The 20,707-nt window shown below is 47.8% G+C and carries 17 protein-coding genes and 6 tRNA genes; 9 read left to right on the forward strand and 14 right to left on the reverse strand.

Annotated elements, in window-relative coordinates; translation table 11 throughout:
* Nucleotides 1-159 precede the first annotated feature (159 nt).
* The 5 genes from crr to cysZ form a co-directional block, all read right to left on the reverse strand.
* Nucleotides 160-669: a PTS glucose transporter subunit IIA gene (crr, locus tag LVQ79_RS17415; RefSeq protein WP_034459029.1), complete on the reverse strand. Its 510-nt coding sequence runs from the start codon at nt 667-669 to the stop codon at nt 160-162.
* Between the two features lie 40 nt (nt 670-709).
* Nucleotides 710-2,437: a phosphoenolpyruvate-protein phosphotransferase PtsI gene (gene ptsI, locus LVQ79_RS17420; protein ID WP_151995202.1), complete on the reverse strand. Its 1,728-nt coding sequence runs from the start codon at nt 2,435-2,437 to the stop codon at nt 710-712.
* A 44-nt stretch (nt 2,438-2,481) separates the two neighbouring features.
* Complete coding sequence (gene ptsH, locus LVQ79_RS17425; protein ID WP_034459025.1) at nt 2,482-2,739, reverse strand: phosphocarrier protein Hpr; 258 nt, start codon at nt 2,737-2,739, stop codon at nt 2,482-2,484.
* Nucleotides 2,740-3,134: 395 nt separating this feature from the next.
* The gene (gene cysK / locus LVQ79_RS17430) at nt 3,135-4,106 is read right to left on the reverse strand and encodes a cysteine synthase A (RefSeq protein WP_064560169.1); all 972 of its coding nucleotides are present in this window, start codon (nt 4,104-4,106) and stop codon (nt 3,135-3,137) included.
* Between the two features lie 152 nt (nt 4,107-4,258).
* Nucleotides 4,259-5,020 (reverse strand): sulfate transporter CysZ, encoded by a 762-nt coding sequence (cysZ, locus tag LVQ79_RS17435; protein ID WP_232865901.1) that lies wholly within the window; start codon nt 5,018-5,020, stop codon nt 4,259-4,261.
* A gap of 230 nt (nt 5,021-5,250) precedes the next feature.
* On the opposite strand from cysZ, the gene zipA reads away from it, so the two are divergent.
* From zipA to LVQ79_RS17450, 3 genes are all read left to right on the forward strand, one after another.
* Nucleotides 5,251-6,237 carry a cell division protein ZipA gene (gene zipA / locus LVQ79_RS17440; RefSeq protein ID WP_232865902.1) on the forward strand — a complete coding sequence of 329 codons (987 nt, stop codon included), beginning with the start codon at nt 5,251-5,253 and terminating at the stop codon, nt 6,235-6,237.
* Between the two features lie 68 nt (nt 6,238-6,305).
* Entirely contained in the window at nt 6,306-8,324 is a 2,019-nt protein-coding gene (ligA, locus tag LVQ79_RS17445) for an NAD-dependent DNA ligase LigA (protein ID WP_232865903.1), read from the forward strand.
* A 1-nt stretch (nt 8,325) separates the two neighbouring features.
* Nucleotides 8,326-8,541: a DUF3820 family protein gene (locus LVQ79_RS17450; RefSeq protein ID WP_034459012.1), complete on the forward strand. Its 216-nt coding sequence runs from the start codon at nt 8,326-8,328 to the stop codon at nt 8,539-8,541.
* Here the strand turns inward: LVQ79_RS17450 and LVQ79_RS17455 are convergent, their stop codons facing one another.
* Nucleotides 8,542-9,531 carry a bile acid:sodium symporter family protein gene (locus LVQ79_RS17455; RefSeq protein ID WP_232865904.1) on the reverse strand — a complete coding sequence of 330 codons (990 nt, stop codon included), beginning with the start codon at nt 9,529-9,531 and terminating at the stop codon, nt 8,542-8,544.
* A gap of 90 nt (nt 9,532-9,621) precedes the next feature.
* Here LVQ79_RS17455 and LVQ79_RS17460 point away from each other — a divergent pair, with 90 nt between their 5' ends.
* The gene (locus tag LVQ79_RS17460) at nt 9,622-10,551 is read left to right on the forward strand and encodes a LysR family transcriptional regulator (protein ID WP_232865905.1); all 930 of its coding nucleotides are present in this window, start codon (nt 9,622-9,624) and stop codon (nt 10,549-10,551) included.
* Here LVQ79_RS17460 and LVQ79_RS17465 read toward each other — a convergent pair.
* From LVQ79_RS17465 to LVQ79_RS17490, 6 genes are all read right to left on the reverse strand, one after another.
* A complete protein-coding gene (locus LVQ79_RS17465; protein ID WP_232865906.1) occupies nt 10,548-10,892 on the reverse strand; it encodes a FlxA-like family protein in 345 nt (114 codons plus the stop codon). The genes LVQ79_RS17460 and LVQ79_RS17465 overlap by 4 nt on opposite strands.
* A gap of 101 nt (nt 10,893-10,993) precedes the next feature.
* Nucleotides 10,994-11,761, reverse strand: coding sequence for a nucleoside-specific channel-forming Tsx family protein (locus LVQ79_RS17470; RefSeq protein WP_232865907.1), 768 nt, complete (start codon nt 11,759-11,761; stop codon nt 10,994-10,996).
* 428 nt (nt 11,762-12,189) lie between these two features.
* A tRNA-Lys gene (locus LVQ79_RS17475) sits at nt 12,190-12,265 on the reverse strand.
* A gap of 3 nt (nt 12,266-12,268) precedes the next feature.
* Nucleotides 12,269-12,344: transfer RNA gene (locus LVQ79_RS17480), tRNA-Val, on the reverse strand.
* A gap of 33 nt (nt 12,345-12,377) precedes the next feature.
* Nucleotides 12,378-12,453, reverse strand: a tRNA-Val gene (locus LVQ79_RS17485).
* A gap of 43 nt (nt 12,454-12,496) precedes the next feature.
* Nucleotides 12,497-12,572, reverse strand: a tRNA-Val gene (locus LVQ79_RS17490).
* 260 nt (nt 12,573-12,832) lie between these two features.
* Between LVQ79_RS17490 and gltX the strand changes: the two genes are divergently transcribed.
* On the forward strand, nt 12,833-14,248 hold the full coding sequence (gene gltX, locus LVQ79_RS17495; protein WP_232865908.1) for a glutamate--tRNA ligase: 1,416 nt from the start codon (nt 12,833-12,835) through the stop codon (nt 14,246-14,248).
* A 63-nt stretch (nt 14,249-14,311) separates the two neighbouring features.
* Here gltX and LVQ79_RS17500 read toward each other — a convergent pair whose 3' ends face one another.
* A complete protein-coding gene (locus tag LVQ79_RS17500) occupies nt 14,312-14,665 on the reverse strand; it encodes a YfeC-like transcriptional regulator (protein WP_064512886.1) in 354 nt (117 codons plus the stop codon).
* A 220-nt stretch (nt 14,666-14,885) separates the two neighbouring features.
* Between LVQ79_RS17500 and LVQ79_RS17505 the strand changes: the two genes are divergently transcribed.
* The 4 genes from LVQ79_RS17505 (at nt 14,886) to LVQ79_RS17520 (ending at nt 19,242) form a co-directional block, all read left to right on the forward strand.
* A tRNA-Ala gene (locus LVQ79_RS17505) sits at nt 14,886-14,961 on the forward strand.
* Between the two features lie 46 nt (nt 14,962-15,007).
* Nucleotides 15,008-15,083 (forward strand) — tRNA-Ala (locus LVQ79_RS17510).
* A 286-nt stretch (nt 15,084-15,369) separates the two neighbouring features.
* Nucleotides 15,370-17,565 (forward strand): EAL domain-containing protein, encoded by a 2,196-nt coding sequence (locus tag LVQ79_RS17515; protein WP_232865909.1) that lies wholly within the window; start codon nt 15,370-15,372, stop codon nt 17,563-17,565.
* Between the two features lie 36 nt (nt 17,566-17,601).
* A complete protein-coding gene (locus LVQ79_RS17520) occupies nt 17,602-19,242 on the forward strand; it encodes a diguanylate cyclase (protein ID WP_232865910.1) in 1,641 nt (546 codons plus the stop codon).
* A gap of 69 nt (nt 19,243-19,311) precedes the next feature.
* On the opposite strand, the gene LVQ79_RS17525 is transcribed toward LVQ79_RS17520, so the two are convergent.
* The gene (locus tag LVQ79_RS17525; protein WP_232865911.1) at nt 19,312-20,499 is read right to left on the reverse strand and encodes a NupC/NupG family nucleoside CNT transporter; all 1,188 of its coding nucleotides are present in this window, start codon (nt 20,497-20,499) and stop codon (nt 19,312-19,314) included.
* Nucleotides 20,500-20,707: the final 208 nt, after the last annotated feature.

The following is a 20,707-nucleotide window of genomic DNA, read 5'->3' on the forward strand; positions in this document are numbered from 1 at the left end:
AGCAACGCAGCGATGCTAAAACTCCCCTCGAGGCGTGAGCGTGAATATGCAAGGGAAGTGAGAGAAAAAAGGTCGAAATATCCCTTAAAAAACAATGCCGGTCACCTTAAGTGACCGGCATTAACCTCAGAGGGTGCCGTTTTCCATTGTGCGGATAGCTTACTTCTTGATGCGGATTACCGGGGTTTCGCCCACAGTCACGCTACCAGTCAGTTTGATCAGCTCTTTGATTTCGTCCATGTTGGAGATAACAACCGGAGTCAGGGTAGACTTCGCTTTCTCTTCCAGCAGGGCCAAATCGAACTCGATAACTACGTCACCTTTCTTAACGCGCTGACCTTCTTCTGCGATGCGTTTGAAGCCTTCGCCTTTCAGTTCAACAGTGTCGATACCGAAGTGGACGAACAACTCAATGCCGCTATCGGATTCGATAGAGAAAGCATGGTTAGTTTCGAAGATTTTACCGATGGTGCCGTCAACCGGAGCAACCATTTTGTTGCCAGTCGGTTTAATTGCAATGCCATCACCAACAATCTTCTCGGCGAAAACCACATCTGGAACATCTTCAATGTTAACGATTTCGCCAGAAAGTGGGGCAACAATCTCAATGGTTCCGGTGTCTTTTTTATCATCAGAAACCAGAGATTTCAGTTTATCAAACAAACCCATGATCTTCTCCTAAGCAGTAAATTGGGCCGCATCCGGTGGATTAGCAGATTGTTTTTTCTTCAATGAACTTGTTAACCAGCATCATTAACTCGTCCGTTGTCGGTTGAGCAAGTGCTTGCTCTGCTAACACCTTCGCATCTTCGAAGTTCGTGTTACGAATAATCTTCTTAATGCGCGGGATAGAAATGGAGCTCATACTAAATTCGTCCAGACCCATTCCCAGCAACAGAAGTGTAGCACGTTCGTCGCCTGCAAGCTCACCACACATACCGGTCCATTTACCTTCTGCATGAGAAGCATCAATAACTTGCTTAATCAGAGTTAGTACAGACGGTGACATTGGCTGGTAAAGATGTGAAATCATATCATTACCACGGTCAACTGCCAGCGTGTACTGCGTCAGATCATTGGTACCGATACTGAAGAAGTCGACTTCTTTAGCCAAATGGCGAGCAATCGTGGCCGCAGCCGGAGTCTCAACCATCACGCCAACTTCGATAGTTTCGTCAAACGCTTTGCCTTCTTCACGCAGCTGCGCCTTCATGATTTCGATCTCAGCTTTCAGTGCACGCACTTCTTCAACAGAGATGATCATTGGGAACATGATACGTAATTTACCGAATACAGAAGCACGCAGGATAGCGCGAACCTGAGCGTACAGGATCTCTTTACGATCCATAGCGATACGCACTGCACGCCAGCCCAGGAACGGGTTCTCTTCTTTCGGGAAGTTCATGTACGGCAGCTCTTTGTCGCCACCGATATCCATGGTACGTACGATAACTGCTTGTGAGCCACAGGCTTCAGCAACAGCTTTGTACGCCGCGAACTGCTCATCTTCAGTTGGCAGTGAATCGCGGTCCATGAACAGGAATTCTGTACGATACAGACCTACACCTTCTGCACCATTACGCTCAGCACCGTCGACATCACGAACAGTACCGATGTTTGCGCATACTTCTACCTGATGACCATCGAGAGTGATTGCTGGCAGATCTTTCAGTTTCGCCAGTTCAGCTTTCTCAGAAGCTTCTTGCTGCTGTACAGCACGCAGAGCTTCGATCTCTTCGTTGGTTGGGTTAACGTAAACTTTATTGTTAACAGCATCGAGGATCAGGTAATCGCCGTTCTTCACCTGGCTGGTCACGCTACCGGTACCAACAATCGCAGGCAGTTCAAGAGAACGCGCCATGATGGAGGTGTGGGAGGTACGGCCACCGATATCGGTGATGAAACCCAGAACCTTTTGCAGGTTAAGCTGTGCGGTTTCTGACGGAGTCAAATCTTTAGCGACAAGGATAACTTCATCCTGGATGGCGCTAAGGTCAATAATTGCCAGACCAAGGATATTGCGCAGCAGACGCTTACCGATATCACGTACGTCAGCCGCACGTTCTTTCAGGTATTCATCGTCTAATTCTTCCAGCGCGATTGCCTGGCCTTCGATAATTTCGTGAGCAGCTGCATCAGCAGTCACTAACTTATCGGTGATAAGGGCTATGATTTCCTGCTCAAGCTCTTCGTCTTCCAGCAACATAATGTGGCCTTCGAAGATAGCTTCCTTTTCTTCACCGAAGGTCTCGCCAGCTTTAATTTTGATCGCTTCTAACTGTGCTGACGCTTTAGCGCGCCCGCTTAAGAAACGTTCAACTTCCTGCGCAACTTTGTCGGCAGAAATTTTCTTCCGGTCGATGACAATTTCATCTTCCTTCAGCAAAAGTGCCTTGCCGAAAGCGATACCCGGGGATGCTAAAATGCCTGAAATCATAACCCTACCTTACTTGTGACTGATATTTACGAAGAACCCAGAACTTACTCGAGTTCAGCCATCAGTTTTACCAGATGCTCAACTGCTTTCTGATCATCTTCGCCTTCAGCGGAGATGGTCACAACAGTACCTTGGGTCAGACCCAGAGTTTGCAGTTTGAACAGGCTTTTTGCGCTAGCGCTTTTGCCGTTGGAGGTCACAGTGATCTCAGAAGTGAAGCCTTTAGCTTCTTTTACAAACTGAGCAGCAGGGCGGGTATGCAGACCGTTTGGAGCGGTAATGGTAACTTCTTGCTGGAACATTGTATTTCCCCAACTTATAGGTTTAGTGTTGTGGAACTAAAGTCTAGCCTGGTGGCAAAACTTTAGCCTGTATAGTTAGCGCCGTGTTAATTGTAACTCTACGCGACACAGGATGCTTTCTGAAACCACGAAATGTGCTTTGGTATCGACCATGCGCTTCGCGGCTCGCTCGTCATTAATCATTATGCCGTGAAATGTGATTTTGCACCAAATCGTTAAATCGATTCAGCAGATGCACATCACATTTTTCGATTAATTTCGCGCATCAAAATAATTTGCTGGATAGATACCAGACCTTGCGAAGTGACGCAATGGCAGGGTGGCCAAAAATTTGACGTATGCCACAAAAAAGCACCCATTCGGGTGCTTTTTTACACTGATTTACCTGCCTGGCATCACTGTTGGAGTTCTTTTTCAGTGAAAAGATCGGCAAATAGGGCAGTACTCAGGTAACGCTCACCGGAAGAAGGCAGTATAACCACAATGTTTTTATTGGTAAATGCTTCATCTTCCTGAAGTTTTAACGCTGCAGCTACCGCTGCACCCGACGAAATTCCTGCCAGAATACCTTCTTCTTCCATCAAACGACGTGCAGTAGAAATAGCTTCGTCGTTAGTGATTGCGATGACTCTGTCGATAAGTTTCAGATCGAGGTTTCCAGGGATAAAACCAGCACCGATACCTTGAATTTTATGCGGACCAGGTTTGAGTTCTTCGCCCGCCAATGCCTGAGCAATAACCGGGGAGTCAGTTGGCTCAACGGCCACACTGATAAGGTCCGTTTTGCCCTTGGTGTTTTTAATATAGCGGCTCACACCAGTCAACGTACCACCGGTGCCAACACCAGCGATGAACACGTCCACTTCACCATCTGTATCTTCCCAGATTTCTGGCCCAGTAGTTTTTTCATGGATTTCAGGGTTTGCTGGATTGCTAAACTGTTGCAGTAACAGGAATTTCTCAGGATTACTGGCAACAATTTCTTCTGCTTTCTGAATCGCGCCTTTCATGCCTTTCGCGCCTTCAGTCAATACCAGGTTAGCACCCAGGGCTTTGAGCAGCTTACGGCGTTCAATACTCATGGTTTCAGGCATGGTTAGCGTTAGCTTATAACCACGTGCTGCGGCGACATATGCCAGTGCAATGCCGGTGTTACCACTGGTTGGCTCAACTAACTCTATACCGGGCTTCAGCACACCGCGTTTTTCGGCATCCCAAATCATATTGGCCCCGATACGGCATTTTACGCTAAAGCTCGGGTTACGGGACTCTACCTTGGCCAGGATGCGTCCATTACCGATGCGGTTCAGTCGAACCAGCGGCGTATGACCGATAGTCAGAGAGTTGTCTTCATAGATCTTGCTCATAACCCGTCCTTAACTGTATGAAATTTGGGAAACCTCTCCAGCATACCTGCTTAGAAGTTATGCGGAAGTAAAGAAATCGCATATCTATATGTAGAAGGGAAATAAGCAGAAGCCAGAAGGAATAAGGAGCGGCATAAGCCGCTCCTGCAAATTTACTTCCACATAGCGTGTTTAGGGCGATAGCAGTCAACCCACATGGCGGTAGCACCACATACAGCGACTGGCATGATAACCAGATTCAGGAATGGGATAAGCGTAAACAGACTGACTAGTGAGCCAAACTGCATATTAATGATTTTCTTCTCACGCAGTGAGATGCGCATTTCTTTAAATGGCACTTTATGGTTATCAAATGGGTAATCGCAATACTGGATAGCCAGCATCCAGGCGCTAAATAAGAACCATAAAACTGGCGCGACGGTTTGGCCAATACCAGGGATAAAATAGAGAACCAGCAATACAAGCGCTCGCGGTAGATACCAGGAGAGCTTTTGCCATTCACGTTTCATAATACGTGGAACATCTTTCATGATACCTAACACGCCGGTATCCGGTGGTGTTGCGCCAGTCAGACGAGCTTCGAGCTGTTCTGCCAGTAAGCCGTTAAAGGGGGCCGCAATCCAGTTGGCTATGGTTGAGAAGAAGTAGCCAAATACCAGCAAGATAGACACGACTGCCAGTGGCCAAATGAGATAGCTCAACCACTGTAACCAATCTGGAACGTAAGAAAGAAGTGTGGGAACCCAAACATCCAGGCGAGTAAACAACCACCAAAATGCTCCACCCATCAATAAAATATTGACCAACAATGGCAAGAGCACGAAGCGCCTGATTCCAGGCTGATGTACCAGCTTCCAGCCTTGCGAAAAGTAATAAACGCCACTACGTGGCCCGGCTCCTGAAGTTGAAACCATATCTGAACGAACTCCTTTTTGGTCATTACAATGACGTGCAGAGCTATCATAACTGAGTGCCAGGAGAAAAACTTATTAAGAAATGGTCGAAAAAACAGCGAAAAATCGATTTTGGTACATCTTTATGCTGAGAAAACAGTGTGCGGACTTGCACTTGAGCAGATGGGCAAATACTCTTAGTGAGTAAATGTTTGCCGTGGTGGCAAGGTGTTAGAACAACAGAGAATATAATGATGCAGGATTTGCGTCTGATATTAATCATTGTTGGCGCGATCGCCATAATAGCCTTACTGGTTCACGGCCTGTGGACAAGTCGTAAGGAGCGTTCTTCCATTTTTCGTGATCGTCCAATGAAGCGTTTGAAGTCTAAGCGTGACGAATACGAATCGGATGACGCTGAGGCTGACGATGAACAAGATGATGGAGTAGGTGAGGTGCGTGTGCGTCGGGTTAATCCTGCGCCAGAAACAACGACTCGCGAGCCAGAAATGCCTCGTCAGCCGCAAGCTCCTCAACATCAGTATGAGCCACCTTACGCCTCTGCGGAGCCGCGTCAGAGTGCGCCAGTGCGTCAGCCTGAACCGGTTATTCCACGTCAGGAAGTTCCTGTTGCGCCTGCACATCAGCCAGCGCCACAGCAACCTGCTGTCCATCAACCGGTACAACAGCCTGTTCAACCGCCTCAGCCAGTGGCACCGCAAGCGCCGGTCCAACCGGTGCAGCATTCTGAACCTGCGCCTGAGCCAGTTGCGGTACAACCTGCTCCGACACCGGAACCTCCGGCACGTCGTAAAGAGACGGTGATTGTGCTGAACGTTTCGGCTCATGCTGGCAGCATGATTAACGGCGATGTGCTGTTAAACAGTATTCAGCAAGCGGGCTTTATCTTTGGCGAAATGAACATTTTCCACCGTCATCTCAGCCCTGATGGCAGCGGCCCGGTTCTCTTTAGTCTTGCTAATATGGTTAAGCCTGGTTCATTTGACCCAGAAAGCATGACGAATTTTGCAACGCCTGGCGTGACAATTTTCATGCAGGTACCGTCATATGGCGACCCAACGCAAAACTTTAAGTTGATGCTGCAGTCTGCTCAGCACATTGCCGATGAAGTCGGTGGTGTGGTGCTGGATGACCAACGTCGTATGATGACACCGCAAAAAATGCGTGAGTACCAGGACCGTATCCGCGAAGTGGTTGAAGCTAACATCAGCCATTGATACGCGCTCTGAACATGTTTTTCTTTGAACCCTCGGATTCCGGGGGTTTTTTATATTGATGGTGCGATATGGACACAATCGAACAAAAAATCACTCAACTGCGAACCACGCTTCGCCATCATGAATATCTCTATCATGTGCTTGATACTCCAGAAGTCCCGGATGCGGAGTATGATCGCCTGATGGCTGAATTGCGTTCTCTGGAAGACGCACATCCTGAACTCATCACCCCTGATTCACCGACACAGCGCGTAGGTGCTGCACCTTTAAGCGAATTTACCCAGGTTCGTCATGAAGTACCGATGCTGTCGCTCGATAACGCCTTTGATGAAGCGAGCTACCTGGCCTTTAACAAGCGAGTCCAGGACCGCTTAAAAAGCGCAGAAGCGATTACTTTTTGCTGCGAGTTGAAACTCGATGGCCTCGCGGTGAGCCTGCTTTACGAAGATGGAGTGCTGGTTCGCGCCGCCACTCGTGGCGATGGTACGACGGGCGAAAATATCACTGCTAACGTGCGCACTATTCGTTCTATCCCTCTGAAACTGCGTGGCGAGAATATCCCCCTCCGCCTGGAAGTTCGTGGTGAAGTGTTCTTGCCGCAGGCTGGTTTTGAAAAGATTAACGAAGAGGCGCGCCGTACAGGCGGTAAAATCTTTGCTAACCCTCGTAATGCAGCAGCCGGATCTTTGCGTCAACTTGATCCACGTATTACAGCAAAACGCCCGTTAACATTTTTCTGTTACGGCGTCGGTTTGCTTGAAGGCGGTGAATTACCTACCAGCCATCACGGGCGTTTGCAGCAGTTTAAAGAGTGGGGGCTGCCGGTGAGCGACCGCATTCGTCTGTGCAACACACCAGAAGAAGTGCTGGCGTTTTATCACCAGGTTGAAGCCGATCGTCCGAAATTAGGTTTTGATATCGACGGTGTGGTTATCAAAGTAGATTCACTTGCACTGCAAGAAACACTCGGCTTTGTTGCCCGTGCTCCGCGCTGGGCGGTGGCGTTTAAATTCCCAGCTCAAGAGCAGATGACTTTTGTTCGTGATGTTGAATTCCAGGTTGGGCGCACGGGTGCAATTACCCCTGTTGCTCGTCTGGAGCCGGTTCAGGTTGCAGGTGTGCTGGTCAGCAATGCCACATTGCATAATGCTGATGAAATTGAGCGCCTGGGTTTAAGAATTGGCGATCGCGTGGTTATTCGCCGCGCGGGCGATGTAATCCCGCAAGTCGTAGGTGTGGTTGAGTCCGAACGTCCGGAGAATACCTGTGAGATTGTCTTCCCAACTCATTGTCCGGTATGTGGCTCTGACGTTGAACGTGTTGAAGGCGAAGCGGTTGCGCGTTGTACCGGCGGCCTGATTTGTGGCGCACAGCGTAAAGAAGCGCTTAAGCATTTTGTCTCTCGTCGCGCGCTGGATGTCGATGGCATGGGCGATAAGATAATCGACCAACTGGTTGAAAAAGAATACGTTCATACTCCTGCGGATCTTTTCCGCCTGACTGCCGGTAAACTTACCGGGCTTGACCGTATGGGCCCTAAGTCTGCTCAAAACGTAGTTGATGCGCTTGAGAAAGCTAAAGAGACAACGTTTGCACGTTTCCTCTATGCACTTGGCATTCGCGAAGTGGGAGAAGCGACAGCAGCCGGTTTAGCCGCGCACTTTGGTACGCTGGATGCGCTGATTGCGGCAAGTATTGAAGATCTGCAAAAAGTGCCTGACGTAGGAATTGTGGTCGCTACTCACACATTTAACTTCTTTGCTGAAGAGAGTAACCGTGAAGTGATTCGCCAGTTGACTGAAGAAGCGGGTGTTCACTGGCCTGCACCGGTGATTATTAAAGTGGAAGAGATCGACAGCCCATTCGCCGGCAAAACGGTGGTGCTCACAGGTTCACTGAGCATTATGTCGCGTGATGATGCCAAAGCACGCCTGGTCGCATTGGGCGCGAAAGTTGCGGGCAGCGTATCGAAGAAAACTGACCTGGTGATTGCGGGTGAGGCGGCTGGTTCTAAGCTCGTCAAAGCGCAGGAATTGGGTATCGACGTGATTGATGAAGCTGAAATGATTCGCTTGTTAGGTGAATGAGATGGATAAAGAGCAGCTTATTGAGATAGCCAATACAGTAATGCCGTTCGGCAAGTATAAAGGTCGTGTATTGATTGACGTACCGGAAGAGTACTTGCTGTGGTTTGCGCGTAAAGATGAATTTCCTCAAGGGCATCTTGGTGAGTTGATGAGGCTTACATTGCTGATTAAGACCGAAGGGTTGGAGGGGCTGGTGAAGCCCCTCAAACGGCATTAACTAAGTGTTATCGGTGGCGGTTTTGGCTGCCACCTGCGTCTCTTTCTGATAACGGCGGGCTAGCACCGCGCATATCATCAATTGCAACTGGTGGAAGATCATAAGCGGCAGCACCATCATCCCGACGGTTGCGACCGGGAATAAGATATTTGCCATCGGAATCCCATTCGCCAAACTCTTCTTCGAACCGCAGAACACAATGGTAATTTCATCAGCTTTGCTAAAGCCCAGACGCCTTGCCACAAACATGTTTATGCTGATGACAATAGCCAGCAACACCAGACTTACCACCACAATAAACAGTAGCGAGCCCAGGCCGACTTTGTGCCAAATTCCATGCCTGACCGCTTCGCTAAATGCCGTGTAAATGACGAGCAGAATGGAAGTCTGATCCGTTTTACCAATCCATTTTTTATGTTTTGCTACCCAATTACCAATCCACGGGCGAGAAAGATGGCCCGCCACAAACGGCACCAGTAGCTGCATCATAATGCTGCCGACTTGCTGCAAGCTGCCACTCGCGCCATGAACATGCATCACCATGCCCACTAAAAGCGGCGACAAGAATATACCAAGCAGACTAGAGGCCGATGCGGCGCACACGGCTGCTGCCACGTTGCCTCCTGCAAGCGAGGTGAACGCAATAGCGGACTGCACTGTGGCAGGCAAAATACACAGGTACAAGAATCCTGTATAAATCTCAGGGCTGACATTGACTGGTGCCCACCAGGCGAACAACACGCCCAGCACAGGGAATAGCACGAACGTGCTGCACATGACCCACAGGTGCAAACGCCAGTGGCTGCTGCCAGCAATAATCGCTTCGCGAGAAAGTTTTGCGCCGTGCATAAAGAATAAAAGTGCGATTGCGGCGGTTGTTAGCCCTTCAAAAAAGCCAACAAAGCTGCCTTGAGCGGGGAAAAAAGACGCCAGTAATACGGTCACAATTAGCGTCAGCGTGAAGGGGTCGAGTACGCGAAAGAGTTTCATCATCATTCCTCAAACTGTTGTAGAGCTATTGTGCTTTCATTAGTTTTAGAAATAAAATTGATTTATTGAATACATTAATGAATTAAATAGATGAATTATTCACTGCGTCAGTTAAAAGTGTTTGTCGCCGTGGCTCATGCCGGGAGTTTTAGCCGGGCAGGGGAGCAAATTGGCTTGAGCCAGTCGGCGGTAAGCCACAGCGTAAAAGAGCTTGAGAGCGAAATCGGTGTGAAGCTTTTGGATCGCACCACGCGCGAAGTGGTGTTGACGGAAGCAGGCCAGCAACTGGCATCCAGGCTCGAACGGCTTCTGGAAGAGCTGACCAGCACACTTTTGGATACACGTAGCGTTGGCCATCAACTAAGCGGAATTGTGCGTGTCGCTGCGAGCCAGACTATCTCCGCCCACTTAATGCCGCAATCTATCGCAGCGGCGGCGCTTGAGTTTCCCTCGATCCGCTTTGTGCTTCATGATCGCCCGCAACAGTGGGTGCTGCAAAGCATTCGCCAGGGAGAAGTCGATTTCGGCATGGTTATCGACCCTATCCAGGCCAACGATCTGGATTGTGAAGTCGTGCTTTCCGAGCCGTTTTTATTGCTTTGCCGTAATGACCATCAGTTTGCCGCTCAGTCACGTGTTTCGTGGCAGGCATTACAAGGTCAAAACCTGGTGCTACAGGATTACGCATCAGGTAGCCGCCCGTTGATCGATGATGCGTTAATGCGTCAGGGAATTGAGGCGAATATAGTTCAGCAGATTGGCCACCCTGCAACACTGTTTCCAATGGTCGAGGCGGGAATTGGCATTAGCGTTCTTCCGGCACTGGCATTGCCGTTACCTAAAGAGCGCCCTCTGGTTGTCAGACCCCTGGTTCCCGTTGTCGATCGGCAATTAATGTTGGTGCGGCGGAAAAATCGCTCGCTTTCTCGTGCTGCTGAGGCTATCTGGCAGGTTGTTCGTCAACAGGCGCAGCAGTTAGCCACTGCTCGCCTGAGCAACCCACTGTTTAATAAAGATTAGACGTAGATATCAATCTGGTGTTCTTCGGACGGTTTATTCACACCTTCTACTCGGGATTGTTGCAGTTCCTGTTTTTGCTGGGCCTGTTCAGCTTGCTCACGCTGGAGTTGCGCCAGTTGCGCCTGTAACATTTTAATTTGCGCCTGAATGAGCTCTTGTTGCTTCTGCTTTTCTTCTGTTGTGCCGCTGCCATTGGCAATATCTTTCGCTTGCTGAGTGAGTTTAGTGATTTGCTGGGTGATACGGCTGATTTGTGACGCTAGATCGTTACCCGAGTTTGATGAAGAAGTGTTCGCAGTAGTTTGCAGCGAAGGCGTGGACGTTGTTATGGTGTTGCTCATAATAATTCCCTCAAAGGAGCCGATAAAAGGTTATCGGCTAAGCAAGGAATAATCTTGAGTGAATTGGGCTGAACCTACCATTTGTGGCAGGGCTGTATTCATCAGAAGTTATATTTTACCGAATAGATAAACCCGTCTTGCAGGAAGCTTTCTCCCAGTTTGTTGTCGGCATAACGATATTGTATGCCTGTGGTAATGCTCGGAATGGGTGTCCACCACAAAGCGACAGCTCCGTTTATGCCATCTTTGCCACCGTTGCCGGCTGCATAATTGTCGGCGCGGTCAAATTCATATTCATTCCAGTTGGTGAGCATCAGCTTCTCGCCCCAAAGCGAGAAACTATATCCCGCAACCCAACCCGCGACATAACCGTTATTTCCGGTGTAGTAAGTCTGGTCGGTGTAGCGTTTAGCAATGAACGGTTTAAACCAGAAGCCATTAGCCGCATAGTTATAACCCAGACCGTAAAGTCCCATCACGTCATGGAAATTATTGGCGTTAGGGTAACCGTAAGTGCCATAGACGTGCAGATAAAGGTTTAAGCCAGTATCGCCCAGATAAATACGGTTAGTGTTTTTGAAGGTATAGCGTTGTTCTGAACCCGGTTTATCGTGGCGGCTATTCAACGGGTTTTCAAGATCGAAGAAGCCATACATTTCACCCCAGGTAAAGTTTGCACCGCCTTCGAGTTCCAGATACGCGAAATCGTCTTTGTGGGATTTTTCACTGGTGCGATGCGTGGTTCGAGATGTCCAGTCGAGATAATGTAAGCCGATGTCAGCGAATCCTCCTTTAAATTCGGCTTGAGTGGCAGTAACAGCCATTAACGAGGACAATAAAGCGAGTGTAGTGGTGAGGTGTTTTTTCATTTTTTATTTTCCCTGTGCCTTAAATCCGAGATTTCCGTCCGGAAAGATGCTGACAACAAGTAGTGTGTCGGCCGATGGCATATTGCGAGGGAAGAATGGGAAACACCAATATTGTATTCGGTGCGATTGATACAATTTCAGTATTGATTGGCTGGGGAAGACGAGTAGAGTTTTGTATGGGGAATACGTGCAAAATTCTGCTGAATCGCACATAGCAAAAAGGCGCCTTTAGGGCGCCTTTCTACATTGGTGGGGCGTGCAGGATATCACTCGTCTCATCCTGAGACTCGCCCTGCGGGTCACCGCAAGCGGTGATGCAAAATCGTTCCCGACGATTTTGTCGAACCTGCTGCAGGTTCGAACCCAGCACGAAAAAGATCGAGCCTTAGAAACAACAAAAGCGCCCCGAAGGCGCTTTTGTCTAAATTTGGTGGGGCGTGCAGGATTCGAACCTGCGACCAATTGATTAAAAGTCAACTGCTCTACCAACTGAGCTAACGCCCCGAATGGTGGGTGATGACGGGCTCGAACCGCCGACCCCCTCCGTGTAAAGGAGGTGCTCTACCAACTGAGCTAATCACCCAAACTTCGGTACTTCTATTGCAAGAGTAGATAATGGTGGGTGATGACGGGCTCGAACCGCCGACCCCCTCCGTGTAAAGGAGGTGCTCTACCAACTGAGCTAATCACCCAAATCTTATCTCTTGCTACACTGCGGAATCACTCACTAATGAATGGTGGGTGATGACGGGCTCGAACCGCCGACCCCCTCCGTGTAAAGGAGGTGCTCTACCAACTGAGCTAATCACCCCCGCTGTGTGGAGTCGCATTATAGGGAGAGTTGAAAATGAGTCAACGCCTTTTCTAAAGATTTTGTTCGTTCGTCGTAAAAATAAACAATGCGATCGCGAATTGCACATTGGTGATTGATTTGTCATCAGAATATGTGGATTGAAGACAAGAAAGGGTATCAACATTGAGGAATCAGTACACAGTGGTAGAATGTTGCCCACTCTATATTCCCTGGCATTTGCCGGTTCCCCGGTACTTTTGCGTAATTAAGGCCGTTTAATGAAAATCAAAACTCGCTTCGCGCCAAGCCCAACAGGCTATTTGCACGTTGGTGGTGCTCGTACTGCTCTCTATTCATGGCTTTTTGCTCGTAACCACGACGGTGAGTTCGTGCTACGTATAGAAGACACCGACCTTGAGCGTTCAACTCCAGAAGCTATAGAAGCTATTATGGATGGCATGAACTGGCTGAGCCTTGAGTGGGATGAAGGTCCGTATTATCAGACCAAGCGCTTTGACCGCTATAACGCGGTTATCGACGAGATGTTGGAAGCTGGTACAGCGTACAAATGCTACTGCTCTAAAGAACGCCTTGAGGCATTGCGTGAAGAACAAATGGCGAACGGCGACAAGCCACGTTATGACGGTCGCTGCCGCCATGGCCATGAGCATCATACTGCTGATGAACCATGTGTTGTGCGTTTTGCCAACCCGCAAGAAGGTTCTGTTATTTTCGATGACCAGATCCGAGGCCCAATCGAATTCAGCAACCAGGAGTTGGATGATCTGATCATTCGCCGTACCGATGGCTCCCCAACCTACAACTTCTGTGTTGTAGTGGATGACTGGGATATGGAAATCACCCACGTTGTTCGTGGCGAAGACCATATCAACAACACTCCGCGTCAGATCAACATCCTGAAAGCGTTGAATGCGCCAGTACCGGTTTATGCGCACGTTTCTATGATTAATGGCGACGACGGTAAAAAACTGTCCAAACGTCATGGCGCAGTGAGTGTCATGCAGTATCGCGATGACGGCTATCTGCCAGAAGCGCTGCTCAACTACCTGGTGCGTTTGGGCTGGTCTCATGGCGATCAGGAAATCTTCACTCGTGAAGAGATGATCAAATTGTTCACACTGGACTCCGTTAGCAAATCGGCCAGTGCATTCAATACTGAAAAATTGCAGTGGCTGAACCACCACTACATTAACCACCTTGCTCCTGAATATGTTGCGACCCATCTGCAATGGCACATCGAGCAGCAAAACATTGATACTCGCAACGGCCCACAACTGGCTGAGTTGGTTAAATTGCTTGGCGACCGCTGCAAAACTCTGAAAGAGATGGCTGAAACTTGCCGCTACTTCTATGAAGACTTCAGTGAGTTTGACGCAGATGCTGCGAAGAAACACCTTCGTCCGGTTGCTCGTCAGCCGCTGGAAGTTGTGCGCGACAAACTGGCAGCATTGACCGACTGGACTGCAGAGAATGTGCATAATGCAATTCAGGCAACCGCTGATGAATTGGAAGTAGGCATGGGTAAAGTTGGTATGCCGCTGCGTGTTGCTGTTACAGGGGCAGGGCAGTCACCTGGTCTTGATGTCACTGTTCACGCGATTGGTAAACAACGTTCGATTGCTCGTATTAATCAGGCTCTGGAATTCATTGCTACGCGCGAAGCACAACAGTAACGCCTGACGTTATAAAGTGTTGTGACTAAAAAGCCGGCTTATGCCGGCTTTTTGATACTCGTTTTACTCATCACGAATACCTAAACGCTTTAACACCCCAGCAATGCCTTCTCGCAGAATCAATGCAGACATTTTTTCTTGTTCCGAGATTGACATCTGTTTCATCGAATTGAGCAAAAGCCCTTCCAGTGAAGTGTCATTAACGTGGTAACTGCTGAGTTTCTCCGAAACGCGTTTTGCACTATTAATAAAATCGCGTACACGTTCATCCACATGAATCAGGCGAGCTTTACCTCCCTGAACACCGGGTTTTTGAGTGGTGAGCCAACTTTCTTTGCGTACCCATTTGTTGATTGTTTGGCGGCTATAACCAGTAATCATCGCCAGCTCTTCCGGGGTCATACGTTCCTTGAGCACAGTTTTTCCTTAAATCCAAAGGGGTTATTAGTGGTTCATTTTAGGGGATCATTTTACTGGAAACTGTGACAGGATTAACTACAGGAAGACGAGATGCCTCTGCTTTTACTTGTATTGTTTGCTTTTTCGGCGATTAATCGCCGAAGCTGAATTTGACGTTGACACTCTCGAATGGGTTTCATATGATGCCGCCCGTCGATACGACACGGTTTCACGGTACGGGGCTATAGCTCAGCTGGGAGAGCGCTTGCATGGCATGCAAGAGGTCAGCGGTTCGATCCCGCTTAGCTCCACCAAATCTTTACCAGCAAGATTTGAATCGTTTAAACCAAACCCATTCGTGGGGCTATAGCTCAGCTGGGAGAGCGCTTGCATGGCATGCAAGAGGTCAGCGGTTCGATCCCGCTTAGCTCCACCAAAATATGAAACCCTCGCCTAATGGCGGGGGTTTTTTCGTTTCTGCGCCAGAATAACGTCACAAAATAGTGATTTGAGCACGACTTTCCTCAATTCAGTGAATATATAAATACGATGTATTCTCAATATGAATATATCAAATTATTTCTCTTTGTTGGTTTGTATAAAAAACTAATAAATTTAATCACCTGCAATAATTCGCAAACTTGATTTGCGCAACAAATAAACGTATTATTTATCACCGAATAATGCTGCAAAGCCATTACAGAATACTCAGACCAGGGCTTATGATTTTTCAAAAATCTATCAAGAAATTCGTTACAGCACTGGTTTTATCTCTCTTTCTCGTCCCTTTTTCTCGCTACATTTCACCGTTAACGACAATTGATGGTGTTCAGGTTTATCTCGCATATCTTCCAATGGGTTTGTTGATAGCCATGGTGTTTATCTATGGCCGAGCTGCGATTATTCCTCTAATAATTTCATCAGTAGTGACATTCTCATGCGTACTTCATCTGTCATTTGTGGCGTTAGCGTCGTTTGTTTTTTGCCTGATATTTCCAATAATAGTTTGTAGTATAATTGCTCGTCATTACCTTGGGTCGAGATGGCGCTATGCTTTGACCGATAAAGGAATGGGGACTCGGATATTCTGGCTAGGGTTTGTCGCACCTTTCAGCACTAAATTATTGATGTATCTGGCGGGGCACTATATTCAATTTCCAGAAGCAGTGGCTGCGTACTTTGGTGACAATTCACTCATGTTTATGGTGGTGGATTTTCAAAATTTAATTGCCGCCTCGCTGATATTCACTTTCCTGTTTTACTATCCGCTTAGAATGATCCTGAATCCAAATTACGTCCGAGCCTTCTGGCGTCGTTGCGTGATGCGTGATTTCGTTGGCCCACGTCGTTTTTATTCTTTCACCTGGTTGTTATGCCTGATAACTCTGCTGGTGGTGTTGTGCTCATCGTGGGGCTTGTTGCAGGTTTCAGGCTACCTTGTGCCCGCTATCTTTGTGCTATTTACGCTGGGTATCCGCCATTTTGGCCCGCGTTTAATGGGGCTGTTATGGGCTATATCCGTATGGCTACTACTGACATATAACGATGGTTTCCTTTACGGGGTTAATACAGAATTTGCCCTGTCATTCATTCTTTCTGTTTTCATCTCTTTTTCCGTCTGTATGTTGTATATGACGATGATGTTTAAGAAAAACGAATGGATGAAACGCATTTATCATTCGCAGGCATTAACCGACCCATTAACACAATTACCAAATTTACGTGCCCTGGAACATCATGTGCAATGTTACCCGGAAGGGACGCTTTGCTGCCTAAGGATGTCGAACCTGGAATTTTTAAGCCGCCATTACGGCATGATGATGCGAATTCATTGTAAGCGTATAGTTACCAGTCAGATAACGCCTTTCCTGCATGAAGGTGAACAAGTATTTCAGTTGCCCGGAAGCGAATTATTAATTTTCCTCCGTGGACAACATACCGATGCGCGACTCGAACATATTGTTGATTTACTCAATAGCAAAAAAATAACATGGCATAACACCATGCTGGAAATTGAGTACGGCGCATCCTATAGCGTTATCGACAACAGCCTTGAAGAATTACACCGCACTTTAGGGCAATTAAGTTTTCTCTCCGATCAGGCGAGTGAATCGTTACGCGTACTCAGCTTGAATACCCGAGTTGAATATGTCTCTGACAAAACGACAGAGCGTGTTTTGTTACTGCAAAAAATCAAACGTGCTTTGAATGAAGAAGAGCCTGTCACTCTCTATGCACAACCTATTGTGAATAAGATGGGGCATGGATATCACGAAATACTGAGTCGTATCACTTTTGATGATGAATTAATTACCCCGGATAAATTTATTCCTGTTATTGCCGAGTTTAACCTCAGCACGCGCTTCGATATGTTAGTGGTGAAGAAGCTGGTGAATTATTTGTATCTTCACCCTGAGAAGGGCGAGCAGTCGCGTTTCTCGGTAAATCTTATGCCGTTGACGTTGATGCAAAAGGATATTGCGCAGAATATTATTTCATTGTTCACGCAATTCCAGGTGCCAACCAGCAGCGTGATTATTGAAGTCACCGAGGAACAGGCTTTTTCAGAGTCAGAAACTTCAATGCAGAACATTACGTTACTGCGTGATTATGGGTTTAAAATTGCCATTGATGACTTTGGTACCGGTTATGCGAACTACGAGCGGTTGAAAAGGCTGCAAGCAGACATTATTAAGATAGATGGTTGCTTCATTAAAGACATCACCACCGACTCGCTTGACCCGCTGATTGTTAAATCTATTTGTGATATGGCTCGAGCGAAGCAATTGATTGTTGTTGCAGAGTTTGTTGAAACGCAAGAACAGCGCAGGCTTTTATGCGAACTCGGCGTACAGTTTTTACAAGGGTATCTGATAGGCAAGCCAGAGCCTCTGGCCTTAGTCCATACATTAAGGTAGCAGTATGTTGCGAGCATATAATCAAGGGGCTGATTTGTGAGCACTTCTTTAGCGAATAGATTTCGCCTGCCAATGGCAAAAACACTCCGGGTTATCCATCTGGTTTTTATTTTTGTTTTTGCGCTGACTACTTTTTTATTCTGGCAGCAAGGACAGCTATTTAGCCATGGCTACCGTACAAGCCAGCTTAGCCACCTTGAAAGTGTAATTGCCAGAATCGAAAGCAAAGCACAGTACAAAGTTGACAACCTTCGCTATCTAAAACGAATTTTTATTGAAGCGATGGACGATCCGTTGTTCCCTGGTGTGGCAACTGTTCCTTCGGAAATTACAGGCGATGTTGGCGATTCACCATTGTGGGTCCGCGAGCTGCCTTTGCCCGATACGCTTACCGAGGACAGCGCGTTTCACGGCGAGGACGCGCTACAAGTCCGCCAGCAACTCTACGCATTGCGGAAGATTCAGGGCCTTTTCCCGTTGGCGACAGGGGCCAATGAACTGACTGCTGATTTGTACTACATCTCACGTGATGGCGAGTTTATTGTCTCTCTATCCCAGGAGATGAACTCGCTATTGGTGAGCAGCTACAACCCTCATGTAGAACAGGGTAGTTTCGTGCTGGCTTCGCCATTGCTCAATCCACAGCGAGAACCTTTCTGGACACGGCAGAATATCGCTAAAACTGATGACACTCTGGTTAATGCCGCCATTCCTGTCGATTTTCGTGGCGAATGGATAGGCCTTCTGGGGATAGCGTTTGAAAATGATGCAGTGCAAAAATTCCTTGCGGCGTCATTACCTGAAGATACGCAGAGTGCTTATCAATTGTTTGATGAACGGCTAATTCCACTCACCGGTACCGTAGGGTCGGCCAATCAATTTCAACTCACTGCTAAGCATCTACAAACTATTCGCCAGATGCTTGAAGTCTCATCGCGCGGCACGATGCGCGATGGGTCTGTATTCATCACTTTTGGCAGAGTTGTTGGCACGCGCTCGGTACTGATCAGTACCCAAACCCTCAGTCAGGGTTTACATGAAGACTTTGGCCGTTTCAGTATCCTGTTGATCGCGATGTGGGGGATATTCGTGCTGTTCCTCTGGGGATCGCACCGAGTGATTTGCCGCCTGGTGCGCAATATGGGGAGCTTGCAGCGTGAAATGCAGCATCATGCGCTTCACGATGAGTTGACCGGTGCACTTAACCGCCGTGGCTTCTTTGAGAAAACATCACAAATTAGCCCTGATTATGTAGATTACACACTTGTGCAATTAGATCTCGACCACTTCAAGAAAGTGAACGATGTTTACGGGCATCAGGTCGGTGACAATGTGCTGATGCATGCGACTCAGCGCATTCAGCGTGCGATACGCAGCCAGGATATTCTTGGGCGTATTGGTGGTGAGGAGTTCTGTATTTATCTGCCTAACTCCGATCTCAAGGCGGGGATTATGGTGGCTACAAGAGTTAAATGGGAGTTGGAGTCTTCGGCACTGGTTCTGGATGACGGCCGAAAATTACCTGTTACCGCATCGCTAGGTGTGGCTTCGCACAGTGAGTATCCTGAGTACACGCTTGATCAAATCCAGTCGCTTGCAGATATGCGGATGTATACCGCTAAAGAACGAGGCAGAAACCAGGTCTGCTGGCAGGATGACGATGCTATTCAGGCGTAGATAAATCCGCCAGGAATTTCAGGCATAAAAAAAGCCGGAGCAAATTGCCCCGGCTTTTTATTGTGAGAATTACAAGAACAGACCAGCGATAGATGCTGACAGAATACTCACCAGAGTTGCACCGTAAACCAGTTTCAGGCCAAAGCGAGAAACCACGTTACCTTGCTCTTCGTTCAGGCCTTTAATCGCACCAGCGATAATCCCGATAGAAGAGAAGTTAGCAAACGAAACCAGGAACACAGACAGGATACCTTCCGCACGTGGGGAAAGCGTACCGGCCAGTTTTTGCAGATCCAGCATCGCAACGAATTCGTTGGAAACCAGCTTGGTGGCCATGATGCTACCAACCTGCAATGCTTCATGGGAAGGAACACCCATTACCCAGGCAATCGGGTAGAAGATGTAACCCAGAATGCCCTGGAAAGAGATGCCAAAGATTGCTGCAAACAGTGCGTTAAGTGCCGCGATCAGGGCAATGAAGCCAATCAGCATTGCGGCAACGATAATCGCAACTTTAAAACCTGCCAGAATGTATTCACCGAGCATTTCGAAGAAGCTTTGCCCTTCGTGCAGGTTAGACATCTGGATATTTTCTTCGCTCTCATCAACGCGGTAAGGGTTAATCAGCGACAGTACGATAAAGGTACTGAACATGTTCAACACCAGCGCTGCGACCACATATTTTGGCTCGAGCATCGTCATATATGCACCGACAATCGACATGGACACGGTAGACATGGCCGTAGCGGACATGGTGTACATGCGGTTGCGAGACATCTTGCCGAGAATATCCTTATAGGCGATAAAGTTTTCTGATTGTCCCAGAATCAGCGAGCTTACGGCGTTAAAGGATTCCAGTTTACCCATACCATTCACTTTAGACAGAACGGTACCGATAAAGCGGATAACAATCGGCAGAACACGGATGTGCTGCAATATCCCGATCAGCGCGGAGATAAAGACGATTGGGCAGAGTACTTTCAGGAAGAAGAAGGCGAGTCCTTCGTCATTCATCTTACCGAATACAAAGTTTGTCCCTTCGTTAGCGAACGACAGCAGTTTCTCAAACATTTCTGAGAAACCTCTCACAAAGCCCAGACCGATTTCTGAGTTCAGGAAGAACCAGGCCAGGATGAGTTCGATCACTAACAGTTGAACGATAAAGCGAATACGAATCTGCTTACGGTTGCTACTCAGCAATAAAGCAAGTAGCGCAACCACGGCAAGCGCTAAGACAAAGTGAAGAACGCGGGACATATTTGCTCCAAACATGAGGCAGGTTTAATTTCGTTGCACATTCTATGAAACAAGCAATAAGAAAACGAGACTAATCGCACACTATAGTAATGTCATGTGACGAATCTCAAAATTAGTGATCAACCATACATTTCTGCTATGTTAAGTAAAGAAGATAAAAGTTGCGTCAACGCACATATCCTTAACATAGTGGTTGTCGTATTTTTTT

Origin of the sequence: Buttiauxella cochleicola (assembly GCF_021282405.1) — a bacterium.
Lineage (GTDB): Bacteria > Pseudomonadota > Gammaproteobacteria > Enterobacterales > Enterobacteriaceae > Buttiauxella > Buttiauxella massiliensis.